1 protein-coding gene is annotated in these 1368 nt (G+C 77.2%); it reads right to left on the bottom strand.

Annotated elements, in window-relative coordinates; genetic code table 11:
- On the bottom strand, positions 1 to 1326 hold a 1326-nt coding region (locus DZG00_RS15445; protein WP_119455818.1), incomplete at its 3' end, for an amidohydrolase.
- Positions 1327 to 1368: the final 42 nt, after the last annotated feature.

The raw sequence follows: 1368 nt of genomic DNA, 5'->3' as shown, positions 1-1368 counted from the left end.
GGCGCTCATGGTGGCCCATGGATCCAGCGGCGCGACGGGCGCGTCCGAGCCGAGCGCGAGGCGCGTGCCCGCGGCGCGGAGGTCGGCGAGGGCGAAGGCGCGACCGGTGCGGCCGGCCCAGTAGACGTCGGCGATGTCGCGGTCGTCCATGGCGTGCTCGGGCTGCACGCTCGCGACGACGCCGAGCGCGGCGAACCGCGCCACGTCCTCGTGCGTGAGCAGCTGGGCGTGCTCGATGGATCCGGCGAGCCCCTCGGCGTCGCGGTGCGCGCCGCCGAGCACCCGGTCGAGGTGCGCGAACGCGTCGAGCGCGAGCCGGTTGGCGTGGTCGCCGATGGCGTGGATCGCGGGCCGCAGCCCCTGGCGCGCGGCCCGCACCATGATCTCCCTCAGCTCCTCCGGCGGCACCGATAGCTGGCCGCAGGCGCCGCCGTGCGCGTCGCCGCCCTGGCCGTCGAGGTCCGGGTACGGGTCGAAGCAGTACGCGGTGCGGGTGTTGAGGGATCCGTCGGTGACGACCTTCGCGGGCCCCACGCGCACGAGGCCGCGGGTGCCCGGGAGGACGTCGCCCGTGCGGAGGCCCTCGTCGCGCGCGCGGTCGAGGTCCTGCGGCCAGACGCCCGCCTCGACCCGGAGCGCGTCGTGGCCGAGGGCGGCGAGGCGGCGCCAGCGGTCGGCGTTCCAGTCGATCTCGAGGTCGACGACGCCGACCACGCCGCGGCGGGCGGCCTGGCGCGCGACCTGCACGGCCTGCGCGTCGAGCGACGACGCATCGCCCTCCTCCACGCGGTACATGAAGTCGAAGCAGTCGTCCTCGCGCAGGAGGCCGGTGGGGTGGTCTCCGTAGCCGTGCGGCGCGAGCGCCGCGGAGCTCGCCCAGCAGCAGTGCAGGTCGCCGCTGACGAGGAGCACCGGGGTGTCGCCCGCGACGGCGTCGAGCAGGTCCTTGGTGGGGAGGTCGGGCCAGAGGCCGTCGCGGAAGCCGTAGCCGACGAGAGCCTCGGGGGCGCCCGTCGACGCGACGGCGCCGGATCCGGCAGCGTCGCGGGCCCGGAGCGCGTCGCGCACGAGCGCAACGGCCTCCGCCGCGGACGCCGCCCGCGAGAGGTCGAGGCGGCGCGACACCTTGGTCCACTGCGTGAAGTGCACGTGGTTGTCCCACAGGCCCGGGATGACGAAGCGGCCGTCGAGCGCGCGGGTCCGGGCGCCCGCCGCGTCGGCGGATCCCGCGGGGCCGACGGACGCGATGACGCCGTCGCGCACGAGCACGTCGACGGGCGCGTCGGATCCGGGCAGGCGGCCGCCCGCGAGGAGCAGCGCGCTCACGCGTCGACCCCGGCGGGTCCGGTCCCGGCACGCGACGCCGCG

The sequence above is a fragment of the Clavibacter lycopersici genome, from assembly GCF_003576405.1.
GTDB lineage: Bacteria > Actinomycetota > Actinomycetes > Actinomycetales > Microbacteriaceae > Clavibacter > Clavibacter lycopersici.
The sequence above is the reverse complement of the archived record's forward strand: the minus strand, read 5'-3'. Positions and strand labels throughout refer to the sequence as shown.